Origin of the sequence: Hyalangium gracile, assembly GCF_020103725.1 — a bacterium.
Lineage (GTDB): Bacteria > Myxococcota > Myxococcia > Myxococcales > Myxococcaceae > Hyalangium > Hyalangium gracile.
The window spans coordinates 51,610-73,237 of record NZ_JAHXBG010000010.1 but is presented as its reverse complement, the minus strand read 5'-3'; the positions used below and the strand labels follow the sequence as shown (position 1 = coordinate 73,237).

At 69.8% G+C, this 21,628-nt stretch carries 23 protein-coding genes; 18 read left to right on the top strand and 5 right to left on the bottom strand.

Going from position 1 to position 21,628, the window contains the following annotated elements; translation table 11 throughout:
* Nucleotides 1–102 precede the first annotated feature (102 nt).
* The 3 genes from KY572_RS21380 to KY572_RS21370 all read left to right on the top strand — a co-directional run bounded on the left by KY572_RS21380 (nt 103) and on the right by KY572_RS21370 (nt 1,945).
* On the top strand, nt 103–588 hold the full coding sequence (locus KY572_RS21380) for an ExbD/TolR family protein (protein ID WP_224244765.1): 486 nt from the start codon (nt 103–105) through the stop codon (nt 586–588).
* Between the two features lie 39 nt (nt 589–627).
* Entirely contained in the window at nt 628–1,206 is a 579-nt protein-coding gene (locus KY572_RS21375) for an ExbD/TolR family protein (RefSeq protein WP_224244764.1), read from the top strand.
* A 79-nt stretch (nt 1,207–1,285) separates the two neighbouring features.
* On the top strand, nt 1,286–1,945 hold the full coding sequence (locus tag KY572_RS21370; RefSeq protein ID WP_224244763.1) for an HAD family hydrolase: 660 nt from the start codon (nt 1,286–1,288) through the stop codon (nt 1,943–1,945).
* A 1-nt stretch (nt 1,946) separates the two neighbouring features.
* Here KY572_RS21370 and KY572_RS21365 read toward each other — a convergent pair whose 3' ends face one another.
* Nucleotides 1,947–2,174, bottom strand: coding sequence for a hypothetical protein (locus tag KY572_RS21365; protein WP_224244762.1), 228 nt, complete (start codon nt 2,172–2,174; stop codon nt 1,947–1,949).
* A 180-nt stretch (nt 2,175–2,354) separates the two neighbouring features.
* Between KY572_RS21365 and KY572_RS21360 the strand changes: the two genes are divergently transcribed.
* Nucleotides 2,355–4,784, top strand: a complete 2,430-nt coding sequence (locus tag KY572_RS21360; RefSeq protein WP_224244761.1) for an MASE1 domain-containing protein — start codon at nt 2,355–2,357, stop codon at nt 4,782–4,784.
* 21 nt (nt 4,785–4,805) lie between these two features.
* Here KY572_RS21360 and KY572_RS21355 read toward each other — a convergent pair whose 3' ends face one another.
* Nucleotides 4,806–5,375 (bottom strand): YqaA family protein, encoded by a 570-nt coding sequence (locus KY572_RS21355; RefSeq protein WP_224244760.1) that lies wholly within the window; start codon nt 5,373–5,375, stop codon nt 4,806–4,808.
* On the opposite strand from KY572_RS21355, the gene KY572_RS47295 reads away from it, so the two are divergent.
* From KY572_RS47295 to epsF, 10 genes are all read left to right on the top strand, one after another.
* On the top strand, nt 5,374–5,502 hold the full coding sequence (locus KY572_RS47295) for a hypothetical protein (protein WP_263451875.1): 129 nt from the start codon (nt 5,374–5,376) through the stop codon (nt 5,500–5,502). The two genes, KY572_RS21355 and KY572_RS47295, sit on opposite strands and share 2 nt — an antisense overlap.
* Before the next feature lie 10 nt (nt 5,503–5,512).
* Complete coding sequence (locus KY572_RS21350; RefSeq protein WP_224244759.1) at nt 5,513–6,169, top strand: LON peptidase substrate-binding domain-containing protein; 657 nt, start codon at nt 5,513–5,515, stop codon at nt 6,167–6,169.
* A 117-nt stretch (nt 6,170–6,286) separates the two neighbouring features.
* The gene (gene nadE, locus KY572_RS21345) at nt 6,287–8,176 is read left to right on the top strand and encodes an NAD(+) synthase (RefSeq protein WP_224244758.1); all 1,890 of its coding nucleotides are present in this window, start codon (nt 6,287–6,289) and stop codon (nt 8,174–8,176) included.
* 143 nt (nt 8,177–8,319) lie between these two features.
* Nucleotides 8,320–9,399, top strand: a complete 1,080-nt coding sequence (locus KY572_RS21340; protein ID WP_224244757.1) for a porin family protein — start codon at nt 8,320–8,322, stop codon at nt 9,397–9,399.
* Between the two features lie 147 nt (nt 9,400–9,546).
* Nucleotides 9,547–9,870 carry an FKBP-type peptidyl-prolyl cis-trans isomerase gene (locus tag KY572_RS21335; protein ID WP_224244756.1) on the top strand — a complete coding sequence of 108 codons (324 nt, stop codon included), beginning with the start codon at nt 9,547–9,549 and terminating at the stop codon, nt 9,868–9,870.
* 47 nt (nt 9,871–9,917) lie between these two features.
* On the top strand, nt 9,918–10,301 hold the full coding sequence (gene trxA, locus KY572_RS21330) for a thioredoxin (RefSeq protein ID WP_224244755.1): 384 nt from the start codon (nt 9,918–9,920) through the stop codon (nt 10,299–10,301).
* A 4-nt stretch (nt 10,302–10,305) separates the two neighbouring features.
* A complete protein-coding gene (locus KY572_RS21325; RefSeq protein WP_224244754.1) occupies nt 10,306–10,917 on the top strand; it encodes an HAD family hydrolase in 612 nt (203 codons plus the stop codon).
* A gap of 121 nt (nt 10,918–11,038) precedes the next feature.
* Nucleotides 11,039–11,905, top strand: a complete 867-nt coding sequence (locus KY572_RS21320; protein ID WP_224244753.1) for an endonuclease/exonuclease/phosphatase family protein — start codon at nt 11,039–11,041, stop codon at nt 11,903–11,905.
* A complete protein-coding gene (locus KY572_RS21315; protein ID WP_224244752.1) occupies nt 11,902–13,647 on the top strand; it encodes a carboxypeptidase-like regulatory domain-containing protein in 1,746 nt (581 codons plus the stop codon). Before KY572_RS21320 ends, KY572_RS21315 begins: the two co-directional genes overlap by 4 nt.
* A 95-nt stretch (nt 13,648–13,742) precedes the next feature.
* Complete coding sequence (gene epsF, locus KY572_RS21310) at nt 13,743–15,359, top strand: response regulator EpsF (RefSeq protein WP_407659982.1); 1,617 nt, start codon at nt 13,743–13,745, stop codon at nt 15,357–15,359.
* 27 nt (nt 15,360–15,386) lie between these two features.
* Here the strand turns inward: epsF and KY572_RS21305 are convergent, their stop codons facing one another.
* The 3 genes from KY572_RS21305 to KY572_RS21295 form a co-directional block, all read right to left on the bottom strand.
* Nucleotides 15,387–16,016 carry an EcsC family protein gene (locus KY572_RS21305; RefSeq protein WP_224244751.1) on the bottom strand — a complete coding sequence of 210 codons (630 nt, stop codon included), beginning with the start codon at nt 16,014–16,016 and terminating at the stop codon, nt 15,387–15,389.
* Between the two features lie 6 nt (nt 16,017–16,022).
* Nucleotides 16,023–16,463, bottom strand: a complete 441-nt coding sequence (locus KY572_RS21300; RefSeq protein WP_224244750.1) for a hypothetical protein — start codon at nt 16,461–16,463, stop codon at nt 16,023–16,025.
* 104 nt (nt 16,464–16,567) lie between these two features.
* Nucleotides 16,568–17,395 (bottom strand): LEA type 2 family protein, encoded by an 828-nt coding sequence (locus KY572_RS21295; protein ID WP_224244749.1) that lies wholly within the window; start codon nt 17,393–17,395, stop codon nt 16,568–16,570.
* Nucleotides 17,396–17,586: 191 nt separating this feature from the next.
* Between KY572_RS21295 and KY572_RS21290 the strand changes: the two genes are divergently transcribed.
* From KY572_RS21290 to KY572_RS21275, 4 genes are all read left to right on the top strand, one after another.
* Nucleotides 17,587–19,032 (top strand): alpha/beta hydrolase, encoded by a 1,446-nt coding sequence (locus tag KY572_RS21290; protein WP_224245015.1) that lies wholly within the window; start codon nt 17,587–17,589, stop codon nt 19,030–19,032.
* A 13-nt stretch (nt 19,033–19,045) separates the two neighbouring features.
* Nucleotides 19,046–19,780, top strand: a complete 735-nt coding sequence (locus KY572_RS21285) for an ABC transporter ATP-binding protein (RefSeq protein ID WP_224244748.1) — start codon at nt 19,046–19,048, stop codon at nt 19,778–19,780.
* Nucleotides 19,777–20,949 (top strand): ABC transporter permease, encoded by a 1,173-nt coding sequence (locus KY572_RS21280; RefSeq protein ID WP_224244747.1) that lies wholly within the window; start codon nt 19,777–19,779, stop codon nt 20,947–20,949. The genes KY572_RS21285 and KY572_RS21280 overlap by 4 nt, the downstream gene beginning before the upstream one ends.
* 80 nt (nt 20,950–21,029) lie before the next feature.
* Entirely contained in the window at nt 21,030–21,599 is a 570-nt protein-coding gene (locus KY572_RS21275; RefSeq protein WP_224244746.1) for a DUF2378 family protein, read from the top strand.
* Nucleotides 21,600–21,628 lie beyond the last annotated feature (29 nt).

The window sequence follows — 21,628 nt, the reverse complement described above, 5'->3', positions numbered from 1 at the left end:
CGGAACCTGGGCGCGCGCCCGTTGTCTGGTCCTTCGGGACGGACGGCCGCGCCCGTCGTCTTTCTTTCTTCTTCGATGTCGTAGCGCAGAGCGGAGGTTGTCATGGCCGGCGGAATGGACATAGGGCAGGGTGGCAAGGGCGGAAAGAAGTCGCTCGACACCGCCATCAACCTGGTCCCCTTCATCGACCTGATGGCGGTGACCATCAGCTTCCTGATCATGACGGCCGTGTGGACGCAGATCGGCCGTCTCCAGGTGTCCCAGGCGGGAGGTCCCTCCACCCAGGAGGAGACGCCGCCCGAGCAGACCAAGACGGTGCAGCTCACCCTGGCCATCACGCCCGAGCAGATGGTGCTCACCGCGGATCAGAGCTCCTTCGAGCCCATCCCCATCACGCGCAATGAGAAGGGCAAGCTGGACATGACCAAGCTCATCGAGCGCTTCAAGCAGATCAAGGAGCAGTTCCCCGACCAGTCGGCCATCACGCTGCAGACCGACGACAGGGTTCAGTACGACGTGCTGGTGCGCATCATCGACGAGTGCATGGGCAGTCAGCTCCCGCAGGTTTCGGTGATGGCCGCGGGCTGACAGGCTCGCTCACGCAAGGATTCGAGTTCAGGACAAGTCATGGCCATCAAGTCTCCCGGTAAGCGCTACGGCAAGCGGCTCGAGCACTCGAAGGTGTTCGGGCACGGTCACCACGGCAAGAAGGGTACCTACGCCGACCTGCTCATCACCCCGCTGGTGGACATGTTCGTCATCATCGTGCTCTTCCTCATCGCGAACTTCTCCGCGACGGGCGAGGTGCTGATGATGACCAAGGACATCCAGCTGCCCGAGGGCGTCAACGTCAAGGAAGTGGAGATGCACCCGGTGGTGATGGTCTCCAACGAGCAGGTGTCCATCTCGGGCACCATCGTGGGCCGGGTGGAGGACCTCGTGAAGGACGAGTATCTCAACATCCCCGCCCTGGAGGAGAAGCTCCGGGACATGAAGAAGCAGTTCGAGGACCTGCACGCCATGGCGGGCGGCGGCGAGGGCAACACCTTCAAGGGCGACGTGAACATCCAGGCCCACAAGGAGGTGGAGTTCAAGATCATCAAGCGGGTGATGTTCAGCTGCGCCACCGCGGGCTACGGCAACATCAACTTCGCGGTGCTCACCAAGGCCGGTGACGCGCCCGCCACGGCCGCGGCCCACCCGTAAAGCTGGCGGCGCGAACACTCTGGCAGTCCCTGGACGCCTCGGCCTTGTCTGGCCGGGGCGTTCGTGTTTGAGGAGGGGCATGCACCTGCGCGCCGCCATCTTCGATCTCGACGGGACGCTGGTGGACTCGCTCGCGGACATCGCCGCGGCGATGAACCACTCGCTCGCCTCGCACGGCCTGCCCACCCACCCGGTGGACGACTACCGCCACTACGTGGGCGAGGGCGTGAGGGTGCTCGTGCGCAAGGCCACGCCCCCGGACCAGGTGGCGCTGCATGACTCCATCCTGGCGGCCTACCGCGCGTACTACGAGGACCACCTGTTCGACCGGACCCGGCCGTTTCCGGGCATCCCCGCCGTGCTCTCGCAGCTGGCCGCCGAGGACGTGCGGCTGGCGGTGCTGAGCAACAAGGCGGATGCCTTCACCCGGAGGCTGGTGGAGGGGCTGCTGCCGGGGGTTCCCTTCACCGCCATCTACGGCGAGCGGCCAGGAGTGCCGCGCAAGCCGGACCCCACCGCCGCGCTGGCGGTGGCCACGGAGCTGGGCGCGGCGCCCGCGGAGTGCGCCTTCGTGGGCGACACCTCGGTGGACATGAACACCGCGCGCAACGCGGGCATGTACGGCGTCGGCGTCACCTGGGGCTTCCGGAGCGCCGAGGAGCTGCGCGCCGAGGGGGCGCGAGCGCTCGCCACCACGGCGGACGAGCTGCTCGCGGTGCTCCGCTCGGCGAAGGGGTGAGCTACCAGGCGGAGGCGGGCAGTCGGGCCCGCTCCTTCACCTCGGCGCGGTTGTACGCGGTGGCCGCGGCGATGATGTGGCACACCCAGCCCAGCAGGCCGCCGGTGCCCAGCCAGAAGCCCGGCGTGATGATGAGCCAGAAGACCCCGCGCAGGATGTCCCCGTTGTAGATCTGACCCACACCGGGGATGAAGAACGACAACAGGGCGGCGGCACCAGGTCTCGACATCGTTTTCGCTTCCTCCTTGCCTTTTCCTACGCAGGGGGCGCCCGGCCATTGCATCCCCCTTTCCGGAAGCGTGATGTTCCGTGGATCAGGGGGTTGCTTTGACCCACCACACCGGTACGATGGGGCCTCAATGCATCACCCGCCGAGGCGGGGGGGACACGGGGGGCAGTCATCATCTGGATGCGTGAACGCATCGCCTGGGCGTATGAGCCGCGGAGCATCCTCGCGATGCTCGCGCTGGCGGCGGCCTATCTGGTGGCCGCCAAGGCGGGGATGGCCTTCTCGCTCGTCCACTCGAGCGTCAGTCCCGTGTGGCCGGCTTCCGGGGTAGCGCTGGGTGGGCTGCTGCTGTGCGGAGCGTCTCGCTGGCCCGGCATCTTCCTGGGCTCCTTCCTGTCGACCCTGTTCTGGCAGGCGCCGCTGATCGGCAGCCTGGTGACGAGCACGGGCGCCACCCTGGAGGCGGTGCTGGGGGTGTGGCTGCTGCGGCGGCTGGACTTCTCGGCGGCGCTGGAGCGGGTCCAGGACGTCGTCGCGCTCATCCTGGGAGCGGCCGTCGGGTGCTCGCTGGTGAGCGCCCTCATCGGGAACCTGAGCCTCGCGGCCGAGGGCATCCTCCCGTGGGCCGACTTCATGAAGGCGGTCGGGGTGTGGTGGGGCGGGGACGCGATGGGCATCGTCGTGGTGACGCCCGTGCTGCTGCTGCTGTGGGCCAGACAGCCCGTGGAGCGGCGCCTGGAGGCGATGGCGCTCACCAGCTGCACGCTGCTGATCTGCCTGGCGCTCTTCACGGCGGCGCTGGTGGGGCCGTCCTCCTGGTACATCGGGACGTTCTTCCTCTTCCCGCTGGCGGTGTGGGCCGCGCTGCGCTTCGGGCCGCGGGGCGTCTCGCTGGTGACGCTCTTCCTCACCGTGTTCTCCCTCTGGGGCGTGATGGTGCGGCTGGGGCCGTCGCAGACGGAGCTCCAGTCGCAGGCCAGCGCCCAGACGCTGGTGCTGTGGCAGTTCTTCATCGGCGTGGGTGCCACCACGTGCCTGCTGCTCGCGGCGGCCAGCGCTGGCCGGCGGGACGCGACGAAGCGCATGGAGCTGCTGGCGGCCGCCGTGCGCAGCGTGAGCGAGGGCGTCGTCATCTGCGCGGTGACTCCCTCGGGCCCCAAGGTGCTCTTCGCCAACGAGGCCTTCCGCGCGATGGTGGGCCTGGGCATGGTGGAGCTGATGGGGCGCTCGCCTCGCGAGTTCGCGGGCGAGATGGATCCGGAGACGCGCCAGCGGCTGGAGACGGCCATGCGCCAGGGGGAGCTCTTCCGCTGCCAGGTGCTGCTGCGGCACCGGGATGGCAAGCGGGTGCCCAGCGAGCTGCAGCTGTCACCGGTGAGGGACGCGGACGGCAAGGTGACGCACCTGGTCTCCATCCACCGGGACGTCACGGCCACCCAGGAGCTGCGCACCCGCCTCATGGCCGCCGAGCGCGTGGCCGCGGTGGGCACGCTCGCCGCCGGCGTGGGCCACGAGATCCAGAACCCGCTGGCCTACCTGGAGCTGAGCCTGGAGGGCGCGGTGCGCAGCCTGGGCCAGGGCCGGGCCGGAGCGGTGGACGCGCTCGTCCAGCTCCGCGACGCGCAGGAGGGCGCCGAGCGCATCCGCCACATCGTCCAGGATCTGCGCATGTTCAGCCGCGAGGGGGCGCAGGAGCGCAAGCCGGTGGACCTGCGCGAGGTGACCACGCCCGCGCTCCGGATGGTGCGGCACGTGCTCCGTGACAGGGCGCGGCTGGAGGAGGACTACGGGTCGGTGCCCCGCGTGCTGGCGAGCGAGGGCCGGCTGGGCCAGGTGCTCCTCAACCTCCTGGTCAACGCGGTGCAGGCCATCCCCGAGGGCGCGCCGGAGCAGCACGTGGTGCGCGTCCGCACCCGCACGGCGCCGGACGGTCGGGCCCAGGTGGAGGTGTCGGACACGGGCCGCGGCATCCACCCCGAGGTGCTCCCGCACATCTTCGAGCCGTTCTTCACCACCAAGTCTCTCGAGGAGGGCACCGGGCTCGGGCTCTCCATCAGCCAGCAGATCGTCCGCGCCCATGGGGGGGAGATTCACGTGCACAGCGAACCCGGCAAAGGCTCCGTCTTCACCGTCCTGCTCCCGGCCGCGCCCGAGGCGGTGACGCGCGAGGTGCCCGAGGCTCGCGCCGAGCCGCGGACCCCGAGCTCCCGGGCCCTGGCACGGCGGGTGCGCGTCCTCATCGTCGATGACGAGCCGAGGCTGGCCCAGTCCATGCGGCTGCTGCTGGAGCCCGTGCACGAGGTCGTCACCGCCACGTGTGGCAAGGACGCGCTGGCGCTGGTGTCCTCCGGGCAGCGCTTCGACGTCGTCGTGTGCGATCTGCAGATGCCCGGGACGACGGGGATGGACCTCTACGAGAAACTGAGCGAGCAGGCCCCGGAGCTGGCGCGGCGGCTGGTCTTCATGTCTGGCGGGGCCTACACGGAGGCGGCGATCGACTTCGTGCGCACCGTGCCCAACCTGGTGCTGGAGAAGCCGGTGCCGCCGGAGCTGCTGCTGGCCACCATCGACGCGGCGCTCACGCCCGAGCTGCGGCAGACCGGCTCCTGAGAGCCCGGCGTGCGGCCAGGCTCAGACGCGCAGCCACCTGCGCGCGGTGGGGCCCACGAAGCGCATCACCCCGGCCACGGCGAAGAAGCGCACCGTGCGCCCGATGATGGCCGCCAGCAGGAAGCGGTCCAGCGGCACGGACACCATGCCGCTGCCGATGGCCACCACCTTGAACGGCGTGGGCAGGATGGAGCACAGCAGCGACAGCACCCAGAAGTTCTGCCCCAGCAGCTCGCCCACCGTGGCGTCGATGCCGAAGCGCTGCACCCGCACGTTCAGGTCGATCTCCAGGAAGCTGACGGCCCCCGCGTTGATGAGGGTGCCCAGCCAGTAGCCGATGAGCCCGCCGAAGAGGCTGGCCACCGTGCCCAGCACCGCGTAGCGCACCCACTTGCGCGGCTGGGCCAGCACCATGGGGACCAGCAGCGCGAAGGGCGGGATGGGGAAGACGGAGCCGTCCACCACGGACACGAGCAGCATGGCCGCCAGGGCATGCTTCGACGAGGACAGCGCCTCCACCCGCATGTAGAGCCTGCGGTACCAGGAGAGCTTCTGGGGCGGAGCGGGAGTGGCGGCAGGAGCTGGGGACATGTCCGACATGTGGTCGCGCACCCTAGCGGAACCGTGGCAGGTTTCCACCGCCCTGCGAGCCGGTGAGCGCCCGCTTGATTGGGATGCGACCGGTGCAACCGATACTTATGAACAAAAAGAACGGTGAGGGTGAAGCCATGACGGTCCAGGAACGCATCACGCAGTCCGCAGAGGCGCTGAAGGTCTTCCCACTGCCTTCGGCCGTCCTGCTCCCCCACGCCGTGCTGCCCCTGCACATCTTCGAGCCGCGCTACCGTCAGCTCGTGCGGGACGCCCTGGACGGGGACCGCGTCATGGCGCTCGCGCAGCTGGAGCCGGGCTGGGAGGCCCACTACGCGGGGCGGCCCACGATGGCGCGGATGATGTGCGTGGGCCTCATCGCCTGGGACGAGGAGCTCGAGGACGGGCGCTACAACATCCTCCTCCAGGGAGTCTGCCGCGCCCGCATGCTCTCCGAGTTGCCCGCGGAGCACCTGTACCGCGAGGCGCGCGTCGAGCTGCTGCCCGACCCGCCCTACCACGGGCCGGAGGAGGAGCAGCTGCGGCAGGCGGTCCTCGAGCTGGCCGGGCGCGTGCCTCCGTCGTTCTCGGAGGGGCTGCTGCCGGCGGTGGCGCGGGCCACCGGGGGCACCCTGGCGGACGTGGTGGCCTCGGCCATCATCCCCGAGCCCGAGCGGCGCCAGCAGCTGCTGCTCCAGCTGGACGTGCGCCGGCGCCTGCAGTCGGTGATTGACGAGGTGGGGGAGCTCATCGGTCGGCTCCAGCCCCTGCGGCCTTCGGGCCTGATGAACTGAGCTCCCCGGTACTGAAGAACTTGCGTCCGTGCCCCTCCCAGGCGTCTGCTGGGGGCGGACACGACACCGGCCCGACGGTGCACGGGCAGGCCGCGGGCTCGAAGGGGACTCGCACCCATGCGGCTCGTCAAGGTTGGGATCGCCAGCATCAACACCACCGTGGGCGCCTTCTCGCGCAACGTGGATCGGGCGCTCGCGCTGGCGAGGAAGATGGCGGCGGAGGACGTCACCGTGGGGCTCTTCCAGGAGCAGCTCATCGGTGGCTACCCGGCCGAGGACCTCATCCAGTGGCAGGGCTTCATCGAGCACCAGTGGCCGGAGCTGGAGCGCTTCGCGCGGGAGACGGCGGGCTTCTCCACCGTCTTCGTCCTGGGCGTGGCGGTGGCCCACCAGGGCCTGCGCCTCAACTGCGCGGCCGTCGTCGCCAGCGGCAAGGTGCTGGGGCTGGTGCCCAAGGAGAAGCTGCCTACCTACAACATCTTCTACGAGGGCCGCACCTGGTCGCGCGGCTACCCGGGCATGGCGGAGGTGCACCGCGGCGTGCCGCTGGGTGACTACCTGTTCCGCTTCGACTTCGGCACCCTGGCCCCGGAGGTGTGCGAGGACATCTGGAGCGCGGACGGGCCGCAGCGCCGGCGCACGTACTCGGGCGGCGAGCTGGTGGTGAACCTGTCGGCCTCGCCCTTCCGCCTGGGCTTCGTGGACACGCGCCGCGAATTGCTCGCCACGCGGGCCGCGGACCACCAGTGCACCATCGCCTACGCGAACGCGCTGGGCAGCAATGACGGCATCATCTTCGACGGCGGCGGCTTCCTGAACCAGAACGGCCGCCACATCCAGGAGACGCCTCGCTTCCAGGAGGGCCACACCACGGCGGTGGTGGACCTGGACCGCACCATGCGCCTGCGCTCGGAGAACACCACCTGGCGCGATGATCGCGAGGAGTGGATGGCCCGGGGCGGCAAGCTGGTGCCCACGCTGGACTGCACGGGCGCCGTGAAGAGCCGGCGCGAGAAGCTCACCTACCCCGTGCCGCCGCACCGCAGCTTCTTCCTGCCGGGGCCGGATCAGCGCCGCCCCGCCCGCGAGGCGCTGTGCGAGGACCTGCTGGACGCGCTCGCGCAGGGCGTGGGGGACTACTTCGAGAAGACGCGCGCCTTCAAGGTGATTGGCATCGCGCTGTCGGGCGGGCGGGACTCGCTGCTGACGCTGCTCATCGCGCACCGGTACGCGAAGCGGGTGCGCCCGGAGGACCCGGGCTCGCTGCTGCGCGCCTTCTACATGCCCAGCCGCTACTCCAGCGACGCCACGCGCGAGGCCGCGGAGACCATCGCCCGCGAGCTGGGCGTCCCCTTCCAGGTGGTCCCCATCGAGGAGGCCTTCGACCGCGAGCTCGGCGTGGTGAGGCAGATGCTGGGAGACCAGGCCGTCACGCCCGTCACCGAGCAGAACATCCAGGCCCGCCTGCGCGCCCAGCGCATGTGGAACTGGTCCAACTCGTGCGGCGGCCTGTTCCTCCAGACGGGGAACATGAGCGAGAAGGCGGTGGGCTACACCACCATCGGCGGAGACTTGATGGGGGCGCTGGCCGTCATCGCCAACGTGCCCAAGACGGTGGTGATGTACCTGCTGGACTACCTGCGGGAGAAGACGGGCTACGAGGGCATCAAGAAGGTGCTGGCCAAGCCCGCGGGCCCGGAGCTGGCGCACAACCAGGTGGGCGAGGAGGAGCTGATGCCCTTCCCCATCCTGGACGCGTGCTTCTACCTCTTCGCCGGAGAGAAGCTGGTGCCCTCCGAGCTGGTGCAGGCCCTCACCGCCATGTTCCCCGAGGTGGAGCCGGCGCGGCTCCAGGGCTACGTGGAGAAGTTCGTCCGGCTCTTCCTCCAGTCCATCTACAAGTGGGTGCAGTCGCCGCTGTCCTTGCACATCGGCAACCTGGACCTGGACCGCGAGCGCGCCCTGCAATTGCCCGTCGTCACCGGCTCCGAGTGGACGAAGGGGTAGCCAAGGCACCGAATCTCCTGAGCTGGTCGGCTGGCTGCTCCCCACGCGGGGGCTCTGGCGCACCCTGGCGACCTGATCCGCTCCTTGCCGGATGTGCTGGCGGCAACAACCTTCATGTCGGTCAACCGACAACGGAGGGTTGGATGAAAACGAAGATTCTGGTGGGCGCTGTCGCGGCGCTCCTGTACGGCGGCGTGGCCCTTGCTGGAGACAACAAGGACTGCCCACCGGGCTACAAGATGAACGACACGCAGGCGAGCGTGAGCCCGCAGACGGCTGGCGATGAGAGCCAGACCGTCATCGAGACTCAGCCCGTGGATGACGCCATTGGTGGCAGCGGCCAGGTCGGCATGGACCAGGACCTCACCGTGGACGAGCAGGCCGTGGACCAGGACCTCAGCACCAGCGACCAGTCCAGCATGGACCAGGGGCTCGGTGGCAGTGGGAGCGCGGGCGTGAACGCTCAGTCCGGCGACATCCTGCTGCGCTGCCAGCCGGTGAAGAGCGGCGCCGGCACGGGCGGCAGTGGGGCCATCAATCAGGACATCTCGTCCGACCTGGGAGCGGGTGGCAGCGGCTACCAGAGCGAGCCCCTGCGTGAGCCGCAGGTGACTCCTCCGGCCGCTCCGGTGACGCCGGTGGAGCCGAGCCCTGGCGCCTTCACCCCGATCACCGATGACGTGGATGACGGCGAGCGCAAGGAGTCCGCGGCCAACATGCGTGGCCTGACCCTGATGCTGGGCGGTGGTGTGGAGGGTTACACCGGCGCCCTGGCTCCCGAGATCAACCCGGGTCCCGCCTACGGTGTCACCGCGTCCATCAAGCCGTCCAAGGTGCTCGGCCTCGAGCTGGGCTACAGCGGCGCCGTGAACAACCTGGACGCGGCCATCGGCGGTGCGGAGAGCGGCCCGGACCTGGTGCGTAACGGTGGCCAGGCGGCGGTGACGCTGGGCCTGGGCGCCGCTCCGGTGCAGCCGTACGTGCTGGGTGGCATCGGCTTCAGCGACTACAACTTCCGTGGCGCTGCCGCGGGCTTCGATGACGACATGGTGGGCAACGTCCCGGTGGGCGCCGGTCTGCGCACGCACATCGGTGACTTCACCGCGGATCTCCGGGCGAACTACAACTTCCTGTTCGACCAGGAGTTCGCCGCCGGCATCGACGAGGGCCTGAACGAGAACGGCCGCTACTCCGGCACCCTGAACATCGGCGGTACGTTCTAGGCCGAGTGCGACCCCGAACATGACCACGCGGCGCGGCACCCCGGGAGTGAACAGGGTGCCGCGCCGCCGCTTTTCTAGGGCAGCGCGCGCCCCCCTGGCGCGTTAAGGTGGGTTTTCAGTCCTTTTTCTTTCCCAGGAGGCCCGTGGATGAGCTTGAAGCTGGATGACATGAAGGTCGGCACCGGCGCCGAGGCGACGGCCGGCAAGACGGTGACGGTGCACTACGTGGGCACGCTCACCAATGGCTCCAAGTTCGACAGCAGCCGGGACCGCAACGAGGGCTTCACCTTCCGGCTCGGCGCGGGGCAGGTCATCCAGGGCTGGGACAAGGGCGTGGCGGGAATGAAGGTGGGTGGGGTGCGCAAGCTCACCATCCCCCCGGAGATGGGGTACGGCTCGCGGGGCTTTCCGCCCGTCATTCCTCCCAACTCCACGCTCATCTTCGAGGTGGAGCTGCTGGACGTGAAGTAGGAACGGTGACGGCCCGGGCTCCGGGCCGTTCCGAGAGCGAGGCCAACATGGCGACGATGGAAATCAGCAAGGACAACTTCAAGGACACGGTGGGCAAGCAGGGCATCGTCCTGCTGGACTGGTGGGCCGCGTGGTGCGGGCCGTGCCGGGCCTTCGCTCCCATCTTCGAGCAGGTGTCCAACAAGCACGGGGACATCACCTTCGGGAAGATCGACACGGACGCCCAGCCGGAGCTGTCCGGGGCGTTCGAGATCCGCTCCATCCCCACGCTGATGGTGTTCCGGGACGGCATCCTCCTGTTCGAGCAGGCGGGCGCGCTGCCGGCCGCGGCGCTGGAGGAGCTGATCTCCAAGGTGCGCGCGCTGGACATGGACGATGTGCGCCGCCAGGTGGAGGCCCAGCGCGCGGCACAGGAGCCGCCCAAGGCCTGAGCGCGTGCTGCGAGCGGTCCTCTTCGACATGGATGGCGTCCTCCTCAAGAGCGAGGAGGCGTGGGCGCACGTGGTGGCGGCCGCGGGGGAGCACTTCCGCGGCAGCCCCGTGACGCTCGCGGAGTTCAAGCCCACCTTCGGCCAGGGCACGGAGGCGGATGTGCGGGTGTTCGGCCTGCGGTGTACGCCGGCCGAGCTGGACCGCTTCTACATCGAGCACTTCCCGCGCTACGCCGAGCACGTGTGGGTGAACCCCGAGGCGCGCCCGCTGTTGGAGCTGCTGGGCGCTCGGGGCCTGGGCCGGGCGGTGGTGACGAACACGGTGTCGCCGCTGGCCGCCACGCTGCTGGAGGCCGCGAGCCTGTCGGACTGCTTCGAGTGCGTGGCGTGCGCGGACCTGGTGCCCCGCTCGAAGCCCGCGCCGGACCTGGTGCTCTACGCGCTGGAGCGGCTGCGCGTGACGGCCGCGGAGGCGCTGATGGTGGGCGACTCGCGCTATGACCGGGGCGCGGCCGGCGCGGCGGGCGTGCGCTTCGTGGGGCTGGGGCTGGACGGAGACGCGCGCATCGAGCGGCTGAGCGAGCTGGTGGGTCAGCTCATACCTCGGGGGAGCTGAGCCCGGTCGCCGCGATGCGGCAGGCCTGGGCGTGCTTCCTGGGCGGGTGCGTCATGAGATGCGCTGCGTCCTGTGTCACACTTCAGGCCTGTCAGGTCGCTACAGCCCCCGAGGTGACCGAATGAAGCCGCAGGCGCTCCTCCTCCGCGCGGTCCTGTGCTGCGCACTCGTCGTCCCCACGCTCGCCCAGGCGGGCGCCTACCTCCGGGTGGTGAGCTGGAACCTCCGCCACGAGGGCTGGAGCGGCGAGCAGACCTACCTGGATGACGCGAAGCAGATCTGGAACCAGTACGGCTCCAACAGCGCGTCGACCAACGGGTGCGATCTCGTGTTCCTCCAGGAGGTGATGGACACGAGCGTGCCGGCGTCCATCGCCTCGGCGCTCACGCAGCTGTCCGGCAAGACGTGGAGCGTGGCGGTGACGCCGCTGCTGGGGCGCTCCTCATACAAGGAAGCCTACGCGGTGCTGTACCGCACGGATGTGGTGACGCTGCTGTCCTCCAGCGTGTGGAGTGACACGGGGGACGTGTTCGAGCGAGAGCCGCAGATCGTCAAGGTGCGGCAGGTGGCGACGGCCGAGGACTTCACCTTCATCAACTGGCACACCCTGTTCGGCACCGAGGCCGAGCGCGCGGCGGAGCTGGCCGCCATCCACACGGTCTTCAACAGCGTGCAGGCCGGCAGCACCAGCGACCAGGACGTCATCCTCCTGGGAGACCACAACGCGCCGGGCACCTCCGCGTGGTGGAACACCTTCAAGGCGAGCGTCTCTCCCGCCGTGTCCTGCAAGCTGGATGTGGCTACCACGCTCAACACGAGCGGAGGCTTCGTCAACGCGTACGACCACTTCTGGATGCAGTCCACGTATGTGACGGAGTTCTCCAGCGCCGTCCGGGACTACGTGGCGAGCACCACGGACTTCGTCACCCGGCTGTCCGACCACGCGCCGGTGAACCTGAAGCTGTACTCCAGCAGCAGCACGGATTGAGCGCGCGGAGTCGCAGAGGCGCCCAGGTGCTCGTGGGAGCGCTCCTCGGGCTCGGGCTGTGGTGGCTGTGGCCGCGCGCTCCGGAGACGGGGGCCGGGTCAGGACGCTCCGTCGGCGGGGCGCGCTCCTCGGAGGCCGCGCCGAGGGTGCAGGTGCCGCCCGGGAGTCCGGAGCCGCGCTCCCAGGAGTCCGGAGCGCTGCTGCTGCGCGCGACGCTCCTGGGCGAGCGGCCCTTCTCCGGAGAGGCGCGAGTGGGGGTGGCGTTCATCTCGGAGTCCGACCGCGGTGAGTGGGAGGAGGCACGCCGCGCGGGGGAGTATGGCGCCGGCCCTGCTCGGCTGGAGGAGCTGGCCAACGTGAGGCAGTGGCTCACCGCTCCCGTGACGCCCGAGCCGCGCGGCGGAGGCACCCTGGGACCGGTGCCGGTGCCGGCGGCGCACCGCTACCGGCTGCTCGCGTGGGAGCAGGACGGCACCTTCCATTGGGGAGACCTGGTGCCCGAGGGAACGCTTCAGGCAGGCGTGCTCGACGCCGGGACGCTGCGAGCCACTCGCCCGACCGGACTGCGGATCCGACTCACGGGAGCGCGTTCAGACCAGGCCTCCGGGCGCTACCTCTTGAGCCTCTCGCGAGTCGTGGATCCAGTTGAGGTCGAGCGCGCGAGCGATCTGCTGCCCGTGGTGAGGGCGGTCTCCCCGGTGCTGGCGAGTGCCCTCGAGGATGAGACGCCGATTCCCCTGAGCCTCGAGCAGGAGACGCTGTTGCAGCCGCTCCCACCGGACCGAGCGGTGCGCCTGAGCGTGCGCTCCGACGCGGGCCGGGAGAGCGAGCCGCTGGAGGTGCCACTGCGCGAGGGGCGCGTGGAGACGGTGGTGCTGGACCTCGCACGCCTCTTCCCGGAGGGGGAGGGCACAGCCATCGAGCTGCGCGGGCGGCTGCTGCTCGGGAGCTCCGAGCGAGCGCCTCCGGGAGCCCACCTCGAGCGAGTGGATCCACCAGGTCCGCCCGTGGAGCTGGGAGCGGATGGGCGCTTCAGCGTTCCCGGACTCCCCGCCTGGAGGGCCTCGCGGTTCGCGGCAGTGCTGGCTCCCGCCGTCTCGGGCCGCCCCGTGGCGCCTCGGCGCTGGGAGTTCGCGTTCACTCCCGATGCGCGGGCCCCGGAGGCCGAGGTGACGTGGCGCATGCCGGCCTACCGGTGGCTCGTGCTGCGCATGGACGCATTCGCTCGCGGCCAGCTCGAGCAGAAGGCGCGCCGGCCCTACCCGGTGTTCCTGCTCCAGCGTCGCGAGTCCTCAGGCGGGTGGCGCCTCCAGCCCGCCGAGGAGTTCCTCCGCGAAGAGGGCCAGGTGGCGGTGTCCCTCCTCGAGCCGGGCACGTACCGCGTGCTGGCCGCCGCTTCCCCCTACGCGCTCCACGAGAGCGCGCCTGTCGAAGTGGGAGCGCGGGACACGGAGCGCTCCGTCTCGCTGCTCGTGCGGGAGGAGGGAACCCCCTGCGAGGTGCGCGTGCGCTCCGCCGCGACGGGACAGCCCGTGTACGGGGCGCTCGTGACGGCGGCGGGAGTCCATGGCTCGCTGCCACCGGTGCGAGGGCACACCGACGCGGAGGGGCGCTGGAGGCTGGGGCAGGTCCACGCCCCCTCGCTGCATGTGGAGGTGGCGCAAGAGGGCGCCAACCCCTGGTCGTCGCGAGAGGCAATGCTCGACTGCCAACGGAGCGGCATCATCGATGCTCGCCTGTGAGGCAGGCAGGGGAGCGGAGGAAATCCTTACCGTGCCCAGCGTTACCCAGTTGGAGTTCAGCACAGACCTCCGGACAACGGACCCGAAGGAGGCGGATGGTCGTGGAAGGCATTACCAGCACGCCCCAGTTCACGCCCCAGGCCGAGCCGCTCAAGACCTGCATCCTCATGGTGGACGACCATCCGTCCAACCTGCTCGCCCTGGAGGCGATCCTGGAGCCGCTCGGCCAGCGGCTCGTCCGTGCCTCCTCGGGTCAGGAAGCGCTGCGTCATCTGCTGCGCGAGGACTTCGCCGTCATCCTGCTGGATGTGCAGATGCCGGACCTGGACGGCTTCGAGACGGCCCGGCTCATCCGCCAGCGGCAGCGCTCGCGCTACACCCCCATCATCTTCCTCACCGCCCACAGCCGCGAGGAGGCGGACCTGGTCCACGGCTACGAGCACGGCGCGGTGGACTACGTGGTGAAGCCCTTCAACCCGGACGTGCTGCGCTGGAAGGTGGAGGTCTTCGTGGCGCTGTACCTCCAGCAGCAGCGGCTGCAGCGCCAGGAGGCCGCGCTCTGGGAGCTGGAGCGCAGGATGCTGGCCCGGCAGAGCGAGCTGCGCTTCCGCACGCTGGTGGACGCGCTGCCGCTGTTCATCTGGGCCATGCTGCCGGACGGAGCCATCACCTATACCAACCGCTGCTGGCTGGAGTACGCGGGGCTCAGCCCCGAGCAGGGCCGGCAGTGGGAGGCCATCGACAGCATCTTCCACCCCGAGGACCTGGAGCGCGCTCGCGCCGCCTGGTCCCGCTCACATCGGAGCGGGCAGCCCACGGAGGTTGAGTACCGGCTGCGGCGGAGCTCGGACGGGGCCTACCGCTGGTTCCAGGGCCGCATGCTCCCGGAGCTCGAGGAGCCCGGCGTGCTCACCGGATGGATCGTCACCGCCACGGACATCGACGACAGCCGGCGAGCCATCGAGGCGCTCCGGGCGGCGGGCGAGGCCAAGGACGTCTTCCTCACCATGGCGGCGCACGAGCTGCGCACCCCCCTGCAGGCAGCGCGCAGCTTCGTCTTCCTGGCCCGGCGCAAGGGAGGCGATGGGATGAACGGCGGGGTGGAGCGAGCCCTCCAGGGGCTGGCCCGCAGCGTGGACCGGATGGCCCGGCTGGTGGAGAACCTGCTGGACGTGAGCAAGCTCCAGCGGGGCGAGCTGCACCTGGAGCCGGGCGTGGTGGAGCTGCGCGAGCTGCTCTCCGAGGTGGCCGAGCACCTCGAGCCGCTCCAGGAGGAGCGGCGTATCCACCTCCATGTCCCGGACGGGCTGGTGCTGGCGGCGGACCGCGAGCGGCTGGATCAGGTGTTCACCAACCTGCTCTCCAACGCCATGCGCTACTCGCCCGACGGTGGCACCATCATCGTGGGAGCGCGGCGGGAAGGGGAGTTCGTCCACGTCACGGTCCGGGATCACGGCCTGGGCATCCCTCCCGAGAAGCTGCGCTTCATCTTCGAGCGGTTCGGCCGGGCGCACGGCGTCTCGTATGGAGGCCTGGGGCTGGGGCTGACCATCGCCCGCGGCATCGTCGAGCGTCATGGCGGCCGCATCTGGGCCGAATCCACGGGGCGCCAGGGCGACGGCAGCACCTTCCATGTGCTGCTCCCCCGGGAGGTGCAGCGCGCCGCCGTCCGCGGCTGCGTCGAGGCCGCGAGCGAGGCCCGCGACGGCTAGAGCGACGTGGCGCGCCCGGGCGGAGGCTCAGCCCGTCTTCTTCTCGCGCGAGCCGCGGGCCTTGGCGTGGGCCTTGTCGAAGCCCTCGTAGAAGCGCACGGCCTGATCGCCCACCGACTGGATGTGCTGGTTGTTCAGGTAGGCGGTGATGGGCGCGGCCACCAGCGGCATGGCCCGGCCCAGCGTGGGCAGCCCGCCCTTGGCCAGCAGCCTCGCCGCCAGCCCGCCGAGCACCTTCGGGCTGGAGCGTTGCAGTGGCCCCAGGCCATTGGCGTAGCCGAACAAGTCCAGCAGCTCGCCCCGCGCGCGCTCGCTCTTGAGGTTCACCTTGTAGAGCGTGGCCAGGTCCACCAGGAGGATGATCTGCAGCCACGACATGAAGACCATGTCGGCGGGCACGGAGATGAGGCCGAACACGCCGCTCACCCCGCCGGCCATGCCGGCCAGGGCCTTCTTGCCCTCGATGAGGTGCTGGGCCAGCTCCTTGGGTCCGGCCGAGGGGAAGCGCTTCTCCAGGTCCGCCACCCGGGTGCGCGAGCGGGCGATCTCCTGCAGCACCACGTCGGACAGCTTGGCGCCCGCCAGCTTCTTCAGCTCGGCGGGGGTCAGCATCTTGAAGGACTGCAGCCGCTCGACGAAGGAATCGTAGAAAGCCATGGTGTTCTAATAACCCCGCTCGGCGAGGTAGAGGTCCACCAACGCGCCCTCCTCGTACCAGGCATGTCGCATCTCGGACTTGAACCAGCGGGAGTCCGGCCTGGCGCTGCGGATCTCCAGCTTCACCCCGTTGGGGCCCGTGTCGATGACGGCCGCCCGGGCGTTGCAGGAGGGGCCAGGCTCGTCGCCGTAGCCGCCCTCGATGCACACATCGTCACCCACGGAGAGCCGCCGGGTGTACTCGGTGCCCAGGTATCTGGCGTCGTCACAGGAGGCGCGCACCGAGGACTTCCCGTGAGCGGCGCAGCGGTCCTTCGCCGGCGCCTTGATGAGGGGGACGTTGGAGCCGAAGAGGGTGTCCTCGTCCTGGGGATTCGGCCGGGTCTCGATGCGAGAGCAGCCCACCAGCGCGAGCATCAGGCCGCTCACCACCCACATCCGCGTCATCGTGTCGTTCCTCCGGGGGCTCGGCCCCACAGTCTCGGGGAATGCCCCGAGCATGGCAGAGCGCGAGCCGGAGGGTAAAGCACACCGCTCGGGGGGCCCGCCGATCAGCGTCTGAATTGCAGGAGCTGGCCGATGTTGATCGGCAGGTTCTGGCTGCCGGAGGTGACGCGCGCGTTCCATGTCACCTGGGCGTTACCCGAGCGCAGCGCCGAGGCGGCGGAGGCGGCGCGGGCGAAGTTGATCTGCAGGGGGAGCGTCACCTGGCGGCTGCCCTTGCCATCGAGCATGCCGAGGTCACCCGTGGACAGGGTGCCCACGCTGGCGCCGGCCACCTTGAGGTCTCCGGCCAGCCCGGCGATGGGCAGGGGGAAGCTGTTGCGGTTGGTGATGCTGAGGGGGAACTCCACCGTGGCGCCGGTGAGGGAGATGTTGCTGATGCGCGGCGCCTCGAACTGGACGTTGGGGACCTTGGGCACCTCGAAGGTGCCCTCGTGCGTGAGGGGGAAGCTGATGACGCCGATGGGCGTGTCGATGCCCAGCTCGCCCTGCACCTTGTAGGCGGCCGCGTCCTTGGTGAGGAACGTCTCCACCACGGGGACGATGTCCGCGAACTTCACGTTGGCGGGGAAGACGAGCTCGCTGCTGTCGCGGGCCTTCAGCTGCAGGCCCTTGCGAGGGCTGCCGGCGACCACCTGCTTGCCCTCGACGAAGAAGGCGTAGTCCACCTTGGCGAGCGAGAGGCCGAAGGTGTTGGGGTTGTCCACCTGGTAGACGACGTCCACGGTGGCGTCCGAGAGCGAGGCGCTCGACAGGCGCGCGGTCTTGAAGGTGACGCGCGGCTTCTTGAAGAGCTTCTTGAGCGTGGCGCAGCCGGTGAGGGTGAGCAGCGACAGGGCCAGGAGGACGAGAAGGGATCGTTTCATGGTGGGCATGGGCTTAGCAGTGGACGGGCCCCAGGGGGATGGGATTCAAGGCCGCGAGCACCGGGAGCGAGGTGCGCCAGGAGGGCTGGGGTGGTAAGTCCCGGTAGGCCCGAGACTCATGGAGGAAGCGCGTGCCCGGCGAAACCCTCAACGTTGATCCACGCCTGCGGCCGGGAGGAGTGAGGCACTTCCGACTCACCATGCTCCTGGCGCTCGCGGTGGTGCTGACGGGGGCGTGCAGCCGGGGCGGTGGGCAGCAGTCCGGACGCCGGGTGAACCTGAGCTCCTGCCGCGTGGAGGGCATCGAGTACCAGACCCTTTGCGGCACATACGAAGTCTTCGAGGACCGGGCGGCGAAGCAGGGGCGCAAGGTGCCGCTGCGCGTGGTGGTGGTGCCGGCGCTGGCGGCCACGGCGGAGCCGGATCCGGTGGTGCTGCTGGCGGGCGGGCCGGGGCAGGCGGCCACGGAGGTGAAGGTCCTGAAGATGGTGGACCGGCTGCACCGCAACAGGGACATCGTCCTGGTGGACCAGCGCGGCACGGGCGCGTCGCGGCCGCTGAAGTGCCACCCGGACCCCATCAACGAGGGGCTGGCCGCGAAGTTCGACGACGCCTACCGCGAGGAGGAGTTCAAGAAGTGCGTGGCGGGCTACGACGCGGACCCTCGCCTGTACACCACGCCCATCGCGATGGATGACCTGGACGAGGTGCGCGAGGCGCTGGGCTACGAGAAGCTCAACCTGTGGGGCATCTCGTACGGGACGAGGGCGGCGCTCGTGTACATGCGCCAGCACCCGGAGCGCGTGCGCACGGTGGTGCTGGACGGCGTGGCGCCCATGAGCCTGTACCTGCCGCTGTACATGCCTCGGGACGGGCAGCGGGCGCTGGACCTGCTCTTCGAGCACTGCGAGAAGGACGCCAGCTGCGCCAAGGCGTTCCCCGAGCTGCGCTCCCGGGTGCAGGCGATGGTGGAGCAGATGGGGCAGGCGCCGGTGAAGGTGAGCGTGGAGCACCCGCTCACCGGCGTGCCGGAGGAGATCACCCTCTCGCGGACCGTCTTCCTGCAGATGCTGTTCGGCCAGCTCTACGTGCCGGAGATCGCCACGCTGGTGCCGCTGATGCTGGACCGGGCAACGAAGGGGGACTGGACTCCGTTCGTCGCGCTGAGCCAGGGCGTCTCGGGAGGCATGAGTGAGACGATCAGCCACGGCATGTTCTTCTCGGTGGTGTGCGCGGAGGACGCGCCCTTCATCACCGACGAGGCCATCACCCGCGAGGCGAAGGGCACCTGGTTCGGCGAGCAGATGGTCCGCAACATGCTCGAGCCGTGCAAGGTGTGGCCGCGCGGCACGGTGCCGGAGGGCTACCGGGAGCCGGTGACGTCCTCGGTGCCCACGTTGCTGCTGTCCGGAGAGCTGGACCCGGTGACGCCGCCCGTGTGGGGAGAGGAGGCGAAGAAGACGCTCTCCCGCAGCCTGCACGTGGTGGTGCCCGGCGTGGGCCACAACACGATGGTGCTGGGCTGCATCCAGGCGCTGATGGCGGACTTCGTGACGAAGGGCAGCGTGGACGGCTTGAAGCCCGGGTGTGGCTCGGACCTGACGCGCCCTCCGTTCTTCACCTCGTTCGCGGGCCCGGTACCTTGATGGGGAGCCGTCGATGATTGAAGTGCGCAACCTTCACAAGCGCTTCGGCGCGGTGACGGCGGTGGAGGATGTGTCCTTCGCCGCCGCGGACGGCGTCGTCACGGGCCTGCTGGGGCCCAACGGCGCCGGCAAGACGACCACGCTGCGGATGCTCTACACCCTCATCAAGCCGGACCGCGGCACCGCTCGCGTGGACGGCCTGGATGTGGCCGAGCGCCCCATGGACGTGCGCCGCGCCATCGGCGTGCTGCCGGACGCGCGCGGCCTCTACCCGCGCCTCACCGCCCGCGAGCACGCCCGGTACGCCGGGGAGCTCCACGGGCTGTCCGGCGCGGCGCTCGACAAGCGCGTGGACGAGCTCATCGCCCTGCTGGACATGAAGGACATCGCCAACCGGCGCGCCGAGGGCTTCAGCCAGGGCGAGCGCATGAAGGTGGCCCTGGCGCGCGCCCTCGTGCACAGCCCTCGCAACGTGCTGCTGGACGAGCCCACCAACGGCCTGGACGTGATGAGCACCCGCGCCGTGCGCACCCTCATCCGCCGGCTCAAGGAGGAGGGGCACTGCGTGCTCTTCTCCAGCCACGTCATGCAGGAGGTGGCCGCGCTGTGTGACCGTATCGTCGTCATCGCCCGGGGCCGCGTGGTGGCCGAGGGCAGCCCGGATGAGCTGCGCGCCCGCACCGGCAAGGAGAGCCTGGAGGAGGCGTTCGTGTCCGTCATCGGCACCGACCAGGGGTTGATGCAATGAGGAGGCTCATCGCCACCGTCTTCCGCAAGGAGATGAAGGACCACCTGCGCGACAGGCGCTCGGTGATGAGCGCGCTGGCCGGTCCGCTCATCGGCCCGCTCATCTTCGCCGTCATGTTCACGCTGATGGCCTCGTGGTTCCGCGAGGGCAAGCCGCTGGAGGTCTCCGTCATCGGCCGCGAGAACGCTCCCAGCCTCATGGCCTTCCTGGAGCGCCACGGCGCCATCCTCAAGGAGACGCCCAAGGACTACGAGGCGCTCATCCAGGCCGGCGAGCTGGACGCCGTGCTCATCATCCCGGCGGACTACGGCAAGGACTTCACCTCGGGACACCCCGCCGCGGTGCAGCTCGTGGTGGACAACTCGCGCAACCAGGCGCGCGCCACCGTCCGGCGGCTGAGCCCCCTGCTGGAGGGCTACTCGGGGATGATCGGCGCCCAGCGCCTCTTCGCCCGAGGCGTCTCGCCCGAGCTGGCCACCCCCGTGCGCGTGGACGAGGTGGACCTGGCCACGCCCGAGCGCATGGCCGCCAACATCCTCAACATGATCCCCATCTTCCTGGTCTTCGCCGCCTTCATGGGCGGGATGAACGTGGCCATCGACACCATGGCGGGAGAGCGCGAGCGCGGCTCGCTGGAACCCCTGCTGCTCAACCCGGTGCACCGCGGCGCGGTGGTGCTGGGCAAGTGGCTCACCACGGTGGTGCTCGCGTGGGTGGCCATCGGCGTGTGCCTCACGGCCTTCCTCCTGGCGGCCAGCCACGTGCCGCTGCAGGACCTGGGCGTGAAGGCGCGCTTCGATGTGGCGGCGGTGCTCGGCATGCTCGCCACGGTGGTGCCGCTGGCGCTGGTGGCCTCGGCGGGGCAGATGCTGGTGTCCACCTATGCGCGCTCCTTCAAGGAAGCGCAGACGTACATCCAGCTGCTGCTGCTGCTGCCCATGGTGCCCGGCATGCTGCTGGCCGTCTCGCCCATCCAGAGCCAGCTGTGGATGTACGCCATTCCCATCTTCAGCCAGCAGCTCCTGGTGGGCGAGGTGATGCGGGGCCAGGCCGTCGGCCCGCTGCCCTTCCTCCTGGGCGCGCTGGGGTGCGTGGCCGCGGCGGCCCTGTGCCTGACGCTCACCACGCGGCTGCTGAGCGAGGAGCGCATCATCTTCGGCCGTTCGTGACGCGGTGCATCCAACGTCAAGGGTTGTTTGTAGGGTTCAGGACTTTCACTCCGAGTCGCTTTGGTGTGAGTCTTCGGGCCATGCAGAAGCGGACGAGCCCGTTGACGCCGCCCCCGCTCGGGGTGGAGCCCATGTCGCGCGCGATCCTCTTCGAAGGGCTGTTCGTGCTCGGGCTGCCGCGCAACGAGGCCTTCGAGGCGGAGCTGCGCGAGGCAGGCTTTGATCGGGACGACCTGGTCCCCCAGTACCCGCTGAGCCTGTTCCGGCGCTGCCTGGACATCGCCTGCAAGCACTTCTACCCGGGGCTGACGGTGGAGGAGGGGCGGCGCAGGCTGGGCCAGCAGTTCGCCCAGGGCTTCTCGCAGACGGTGCTGGGGCGCGTGGTGTCGGTGAACCTGCCGCTGCTGGGGCCCGCGCGCTTCCTCAAGAAGTTCCCGGAGCACCTGCGGTTCGACTCCTCGCCCATCGTCGTCAACGCCGTGGAGATACACGAGCGCGGCTACCGCATGGAGTTCCGCACCGGCGTGGGCTTGTCGCCCCACTTCCTCCGAGGCCTGCTGGAGGAGGGGCTGCGGATGACGAAGGTCACCCCCACCATCCGTGTAACGCAGTCCTCGCCCATCAGTTTCGATCTGCACATCACCTGGTAGTCCTGGGGGGCGGGTCTGTCCGGGATCGA